Origin of the sequence: Kitasatospora sp. NPDC056327 (assembly GCF_042261735.1) — a bacterium.
Classification (GTDB): Bacteria; Actinomycetota; Actinomycetes; order Streptomycetales; family Streptomycetaceae; genus Kitasatospora.
Window position 1 is genome coordinate 22453 of sequence record NZ_JBHJRC010000081.1, and the last position, 6872, is coordinate 29324.

General features: G+C 77.0%; 6 protein-coding genes. 3 read left to right on the top strand and 3 right to left on the bottom strand.

Translation table 11 applies throughout. From position 1 onward, the window contains the following. Nucleotides 1–187: 187 nt before the first annotated feature. Nucleotides 188–2725, bottom strand: a complete 2538-nt coding sequence (locus ACFCX4_RS14640; RefSeq protein ID WP_376142196.1) for a SpoIIE family protein phosphatase — start codon at nt 2723–2725, stop codon at nt 188–190. A 93-nt stretch (nt 2726–2818) separates the two neighbouring features. Between ACFCX4_RS14640 and ACFCX4_RS14645 the strand changes: the two genes are divergently transcribed. The 3 genes from ACFCX4_RS14645 (at nt 2819) to ACFCX4_RS14655 (ending at nt 5347) form a co-directional block, all read left to right on the top strand. Continuing rightward, nucleotides 2819–3166 carry a DUF4326 domain-containing protein gene (locus tag ACFCX4_RS14645; protein ID WP_376142198.1) on the top strand — a complete coding sequence of 116 codons (348 nt, stop codon included), beginning with the start codon at nt 2819–2821 and terminating at the stop codon, nt 3164–3166. A 164-nt stretch (nt 3167–3330) separates the two neighbouring features. Beyond that, nucleotides 3331–4629, top strand: coding sequence for a PQQ-binding-like beta-propeller repeat protein (locus ACFCX4_RS14650; RefSeq protein WP_376142200.1), 1299 nt, complete (start codon nt 3331–3333; stop codon nt 4627–4629). A 76-nt stretch (nt 4630–4705) separates the two neighbouring features. After that, on the top strand, nt 4706–5347 hold the full coding sequence (locus tag ACFCX4_RS14655) for a uridine kinase (RefSeq protein ID WP_376142203.1): 642 nt from the start codon (nt 4706–4708) through the stop codon (nt 5345–5347). Nucleotides 5348–5383: 36 nt separating this feature from the next. On the opposite strand, the gene ACFCX4_RS14660 is transcribed toward ACFCX4_RS14655, so the two are convergent. Both ACFCX4_RS14660 and ACFCX4_RS14665 read right to left on the bottom strand, forming a co-directional pair. After that, complete coding sequence (locus ACFCX4_RS14660) at nt 5384–6226, bottom strand: DNA-formamidopyrimidine glycosylase family protein (protein WP_376142205.1); 843 nt, start codon at nt 6224–6226, stop codon at nt 5384–5386. Nucleotides 6227–6284: 58 nt separating this feature from the next. Beyond that, nucleotides 6285–6752 carry a universal stress protein gene (locus tag ACFCX4_RS14665; RefSeq protein ID WP_376142208.1) on the bottom strand — a complete coding sequence of 156 codons (468 nt, stop codon included), beginning with the start codon at nt 6750–6752 and terminating at the stop codon, nt 6285–6287. Nucleotides 6753–6872: the final 120 nt, after the last annotated feature.

The following is a 6872-nucleotide window of genomic DNA, read 5'->3' on the forward strand; positions in this document are numbered from 1 at the left end:
TCACCCGTCGAGGCTAACGAATCGGTCCCCGTCGGCACCGTCGCCGTTCGTCGCTGCCGGGACCGACGAAAGTCGTTCCCGGCCCGCCGGACTCCCCTCCAACGCGGCACGCGCGGCGGCTCCTCCGGTGTCCCCTCCTCTCCGGCGTGCGCGGCCGCTCCTCCTGCGGCCCGCCCGGCGGCCCGGGTCACCGGTACACGGTGACCATCAGCGCGACGTCGTCCACCCGGTGCGTCGAGCCGACCTCGTGCAGCACCCGCTCGGCCAGTCCGTCCGGCCCCTCAGCCTCGACCAGCCGCCCGGCCTCCGGCCCCGCCAGCGCCGCGACCAGCCGGTCCACGCCCTCGTCGATCGCCACCGCCGGGTCCTCGACCAGGCCGTCCGTGTACAGCGCGAGCACCGACCCCGGCTCCAGCCGCAGCACGGTGACCGGGAACGCGGCCCCGGGCGTCACCCCGAGCAGCGGCCCGCCCGCCACGTACAGCGCCTCGGCCCGGCCGTCCGGGTACCGCAGCACCGGTGGGAGGTGGCCGGCCCGGGCGACCAGGGCGGTGTCCTCCCCGGGGGTGAGCCGGACCAGGCAGCAGCTGGCGAGCAGCCCGGGATCGAGGTCGAGCAGCAGCTGGTTGGTGCGGGCGAGCACCTCGTCCGGCGGCTCGCCGCCGGTGGCGAAGGCCCGGACGGCGCTGCGCAGCTGGCCCATGGTGGCGGCCGCGCCGACGCTGTGGCCCTCGACGTCGCCGATGACCAGGCAGAGGTCCCGGCCGGTGACGACGGCGTCGTACCAGTCGCCGCCGATCTCCATGCCCTGGGTGCCGGGCAGGTAGCGGGCGGCGATCCGGATCCCGTCCACGGTCGGCAGCCGGTGCGGGAGCAGCGCCTGCTGGAGGCCGCGGGCCAGGGTGAACTCGGCGTCGTAGAGCCGGGCGCGCTCCAGGGCCTGGGCGATGAAGCCGGCCAGCGCGGTGAGCAGGCCGCGCTCCTCCCCGGTGAACACCCGCGGCCGATCGAAGCCGAGGATGAAGCTGCCGACCGGGTGGCCGGAGGCGATCAGCGGCAGGAACGCCCAGGCCCCCATGTCGTCCAGGGCCAGGCCGGGGTAGGCCGCCGCGAGCTGCTCGACGGACTCGAAGAAGATCGGGGTCCCGGTGCTGAGCGTCTCGGCACCGGGCACCCGGGCGCCGACCGGGATGCCCTCGAAGCGGTCGAGGAAACCGTCGGGGTATCCGCTCTGGGACACCAGGTTCAGCCGCTTCTCCCGCACCGCGTAGATGGCGAGCTCCTGGCCGCCGATCGCCGGGAGGATCTCGTCGGCCACCGCCCGGCACACCTCGCGCACGGTGACCGCCTCGCTCAGCGCACTGGCCAGCTGGAGCAGGTGGTACATCGCTCCGAGGCCGGTCCACTCGCCCGGCGGGCCGGGTTCGGCGGGCGGTGCCGGGAGGCCGGGCGGCGGCTCGGCGGCGACCACCCGGCCGGTGACGCCGTGCGCGTCGGGATAGAGGGAGAACGCCAGCCAGTGGCCGGGCGGCCGCTGGGCGAGGAAGGCGGTGGGCTGCTGGGAGAGCAGCGCGGCCCGGTAGCGGTTCTCGTACACCGGGTCGGAGAGCCAGGACAGCACCTGCCAGGGGTGGTGGCCGACCAGGTCCTCGCGCCGGGTCTGGAGCAGCAGCTCGACGCTGTGGTTGGCGTAGGTGATCCGGCCGTCCGGGTCGAGCGAGAAGACGCCCTCGCGCAGGCGTTCCACCGCGGCGGCCGCGGCGGTGCCGGTCCGGGTGTCGAGCACGGCGCCGACCAGCCGGCCGCGGGAGTCCGGTCCGCCGTCCCACGGCGTCCGGGCCCAGAGTTCCACGGGATAGGGGTGGCCGTCGCGGTCCAGCACCCGCAGCCGGGCGGCGAGCACCCGGCCCCGCTCCAGGGCGCCGCGCACGGCGGCCCGGAACTCGGCGAGGTCGCCGGGCGCGATCCGGGCGGCCAGGGTCTCGGCCCGGCCGTCGAAGTCACCGGGCGCGAGGCCGAAGATCTCGCAGAACTGGTCGTCGGCGGCCACCCGGCCGGCCGACACGTTCCAGTCGAACAGCCCGACCCGCGTGGTCGGCGCGGACGGCGGCGTCAGCTCCACCACCGTGGTGTCGCCGTTCGGCTCCACCGGGTGGCCGGCCGCCGCCAGCGCGGCCAGCCCGGTGGCCAGCCGCCCGGCCACCGCCCGCACGTGCCGGCGCCCGCCCTCGGGCACGCCGTCGTCGGAGACCGGCCAGAGCACGCCGAGCACCCCGTAGGTCTCGCCGCCCGAGCGGACCGGGACGCAGGCGGAGGCGAACTCGTACGGCAGGCCGACGGCCATCTGCGGGAACCGGCGCATCATGTCCTCGGTGTCCGCGAGCAGCACCGTGCGGCCGGTGCGGTAGCTGACCGCGACCGGCAGCGGCCCGGCGGCGGCGATCCGGCGGAACGGGCCGAGGATCGACACCGGTACCCCCGCGACCGCGCACAGCACCAGCGAGCGGCCGTCGCGGGAACGCAGGTGGAGGGTCGCGCCGTGCGCGTCCGTGCCGCTCAGCACCGTGCGCACGGCCGAGCTCAGCAGGTCCTCCCGGGCCCGCGCCCCGTCCTCCGGCTCCGGGGCAGCGTCCTCCCCGGGGCGGTGCGGGCCGGGTCGCACCACCCGGGCACCGCCGCCGCTCGGTCGCGGACCGGGCGGGTCCGCCGGCACACCCTGGCGCATCCTCTCTTGCTACGCCGGGCCCCAGGGGCTGTCAAGGCGAACCCCACCCGCCCCGGGGTGCCCACCGGCCGCGGCTGCGTCACCATCGTGCCCATGACGCCCCGCGCTCCCGGCCCCGTCACCGGCGCCGCCACCGGTCCGACCCGGGTGGTCAACCTGAAGGGCCACCGCGACGACCCCGGCTACGCCGACGTGGTCTACGTCGGCCGGGCGATGCACCGGGGCGGCTGGCACCTCGCCGAGTCCCCGCTGCACTGCCCCTACCGGCCGGGCCCCGGGCTCCCGCGTGCGGAGATGCTGGTCAAGTACCGCGCCCACCTCCTGGAGCACCCCGAACTGCTGGCCCTGGTCCCCGCCCTCCGAGGCCGGCGCCTCGGCTGCTGGTGCGCCCCGCTGCCCTGTCACGCCGACGTCCTGGCCGACCTCGCCGACAACGGCTGACCCCCGGCGTCCGCCCCGTCCCACCAGGACCGGACCCCACCAGCGCGGCCCTCCGGGCCCCGGCCGGCGGACCCCCGCCGATCGGCGGGCGCTCCCGGCGGCTTGGGTATTCTCCCTGGACAGCGCAGCGCAACGGCTGCCCCGGGGGAGACGAGTACCGACGTATGGGGTCCACACCGGCCGATCGTCCGGCGGGCGAGGCGTCCTGGCAGTGGGACGGGGAGGACGGGCCCGGTGCCGCCGCGCCGGGTGACGTGGTGAGCGGGGGCGGGGACGACGACGGTCCGCGGCCGACCCGGCGCCGGCTGCTGCTCGGCGCCGGGGCGCTGGCGGCGGGCGCCGCCGTCTGGGGGGTGTCGCGGGCGCTGGGCGGCCCGGAGCCGTCGCCGCCGAAGCCGCGGCCGCTGCCCACCCGGGTGTCCGGGCCGGAGCCGGCGTGGGTCTACCGCGGGCCCGAGCCGATGACGCCGGCCCGCCTGGCCGGCAACCGGCTGTTCAGGCCCGCCTACCCCTCGCGCGGCGGCCTGCGCCTGCTCGACCCCGGGACGGGCGAGGTCACCGTGACCGTCGAGCGACCGCTCACCAAGGGGCAGCCGGACGACACCCCGCTCCACGTCGGCTCGGACCGTCTCTTCGGCACCTCGCCGGGACACGTCGACGCCCGCACCCTGATCGGCCCGGCCGCCGACTGGAGCCAGCCGCTGGCCCCCGAACTCGGCGAGCGGATCACCCTGTACGGCTGCGACAACCGGCTGGTGTACGGCCGGGCGGACCGCACGGCGGGCGGGCCCGGCGGGACCCTGTTCGCCATGGACGCCGTCCTCCACACCGTGCCCTGGTCCCGCCCCACCGCCGAGCGCGGCGAGCAGCGGGTGACCGTGCTCGACACCGTGCTCGGCCGCCTCCTCACCTGGGACGTCGAGTCCACGGCCGGTGTCTCGCTGCTGGACGGCGCCACCGGCCGGCGGCTCTGGACGACCGAGGCCACGGCCCCCGCCTGGGCGGCCGTCGACCAGCGGCACGTCTACCTCCCGCACTCCTCGGGCGGCGTCCAGGCCCTGCGGGCCGAGGACGGCACGCCGCGCTGGTCCGTGCGCCCCGGCGGCGACGAGGGGTGGCGCGCGCTGCCCCCGGTCAGCGACGACTTCCGGGTCTACGTGCTGCGCGACAACGGGCTGGTCACCGCACACGAGGCGGACGGCGGCGAGCAGCTGTGGCAGCGGCAGCTGCCGTTCCGGCTCGACCGGCGCTGCCGCCCGGTGCTGACCAGCACCAGCCTGATCGTGCCCGGCCCGGCCGACGCGGGCGTGCGCTTCGTCGAGTCGGCGACCGGCAAGGAGTTCACCGCCTTCATGGACTCCGGCCCCGGTGTCGACGTCTGGTCGGTGTTCAGCGACGGCGCCCGGCTGTTCGCCGGGCACGACTCCACCCTCTACTGCCTGGGCGACCTGCCCGTCCCCTGAACGGCCGCCCCCTTCGACGACGAGCGGCTGCCGACCCGGCGGTCCGCCTCCCCCACCCCACGGGCAGGATGATGCCGTGCCGATTCGCCCGATCTCGCCGGACCGTCTCGTCGAGCTGCTCGCCGACCGGATCACCGCGCTGCCCGGGGCCCGCGCCGGCGACCGGTGGGTCCGGGTGGCCGTGGACGGCGCCGCGGCCGCCCGGCCCGGGGAGCTGGCGGACGCCCTGGTCGAGCCGCTGCGGCTGCGCGGCCGTCCGGCGCTGCGGGTCGCGGCGGCCGGCTTCCTGCGGCCGGCCTCGGTCCGGCTGGAGTACGGCAAGCGGGACGCGGACGCCTTCCACGACCTCTGGCTCGACGACCGCGCACTGGCCCGCGAGGTGCTGGACCCGCTGGAGCCGGGCGGCACCGGCCGGGTGCTGCCGTCGCTGTGGGACCCGGTGACCGACCGCGCGACCCGGGCGCCGTACACGGCACTGGCGCCGGGTGGGGTGCTGCTGCTGGACGGCGCGCTGCTGCTCGGCCGGTGGCTTCCGCTGGAGCTGACCGTCCACCTGGCGCTGTCGCCGGCGGCACTGGCCCGGCGCACCGCGACCGGGGAGGAGTGGACGCTGCCCGCGTTCGCCCGCTACGAGTCGGAGACCGTGCCCGCCGAGGCGGCCGACGTCACCGTCCGCTACGACGACCCGCGTCACCCGGCGCTGGTCGAGCGCGGCTGAGGCCCGGCCCGGCCCGGTGGGCCGGCCGCCGGGATCTCAGCGGCTCCGCCGCCCGGACGCGCCGGGGAAGGGACCGGGCCGGGCCTCCGGGGCCGGTCCGCGCTGGCAGAACGGGCACCAGTACGCCGGCCGCTCCCGCGGCGGGGTGCCGTGGACCGCCGTCAGTACCAGGGTTCCGCAGCGCGCGCAGGGCCGCCCGGCCCTGCCGTAGACCCACTGCTGGTGGCCGCGCCGGGTGTCACCCGTGGTGATGTGCCCCGGGCGCAGCCGGTTGGCGTCGAGGAGCCGGTGGGCGCGGACGACCAGACGGTCGGGGCCGCTCAGTTCGCCGACCGGGGTCCAGGGGGTGACCCCGGCCAGGAAGCAGAGCTCGTTGGCGTAGATGTTGCCGATGCCGGCCAGGTTGCGCTGGTCGAGCAGCGCCTCGGCGAGCGGCCGTGCGGGGTGGGCGAGCAGGCGGTGGACGGCCTCGGCCGGGTCCCAGTCGGGCCCCAGCAGGTCCGGTCCGAGGTGGCCGACGGCCTGCTGCTCGTCGGCGGTGCGCAGCAGTTCGACGACGGGCAGCCGGTAGCCGACGGCGGTGCCCCGCCCGGTGCCGAGGACGGCCCGGATCTGCCAGTGCGGCGCGCCGGTCCAGCGTTCGCCGGGGCGGAAGACCGCCCAGCGGCCGTCCATCCGCAGGTGGGTGTGGAGGGTGAGGCCGCCGTCCAGCCGGGTGAGCAGGTGCTTGCCGCGCGGGACCACCTCCAGGACCCGGCGTCCGGAGAGGTCCGCGGTGGCGTGGGCGGGCACGCGCAGTTCGGCGGCGGTCAGCACCTGCCCGGCGAGGGTCTCGTGCAGACGGGCCGCCACGCGGTGGACGGAGTCGCCTTCCGGCATGCCTCCATCCTCCCTCCGCGCGGCGGCCCGCCAAACCGGCCCGGTGCCGGGCGGTGTCCTACGCGTCGCCGCCCGTGCCCCCGGCCACGCCGTGGCGGACGACGACGACCGGGCAGGGCGCGTGCTCGGTGAGGTGGCGGCTGACCGAGCCGAGCAGCGCGCCGGAGAATCCGCCGAGGCCGCGGCTGCCGACCACGGCGAGGGCCGCGCCGTCGGCCGCCTCCAGCAGGGCCGCGGCGGCGTTGCCGGGGATCACCGACTCGGTGATCCGCACGTCGGACCCGGCGCCGACGACCCGGGCGACGGTGTCGGCGAGGGTCTTGCCGGCCAGTTCCTCGGGGTTGAACTCGGGGGCGGGCACGCTGGCACCGGCCCATCCGTAGAACGCCGGGTACTCCCAGGCGGCGACGGCGTGGACGCTGCCGCCGACCAGCCTGGCGTAGTCGACCGCCCAGCGCAGCGCCTGTTCCGAGGCGGGCGAGCCGTCCACACCGACGACGATCCTGGGGTTCGCGCTGTTGACCATGCCGCTGCTCCTTGCTCGACGTGCTCCTGCCCTCCAAACATAGATCAACAGGGGCGTCGAGCCGCTAATTGCCACGCCGAACGGTTCGTGCGCCTCTGAAACCGCTACCGGCGGGTGCGC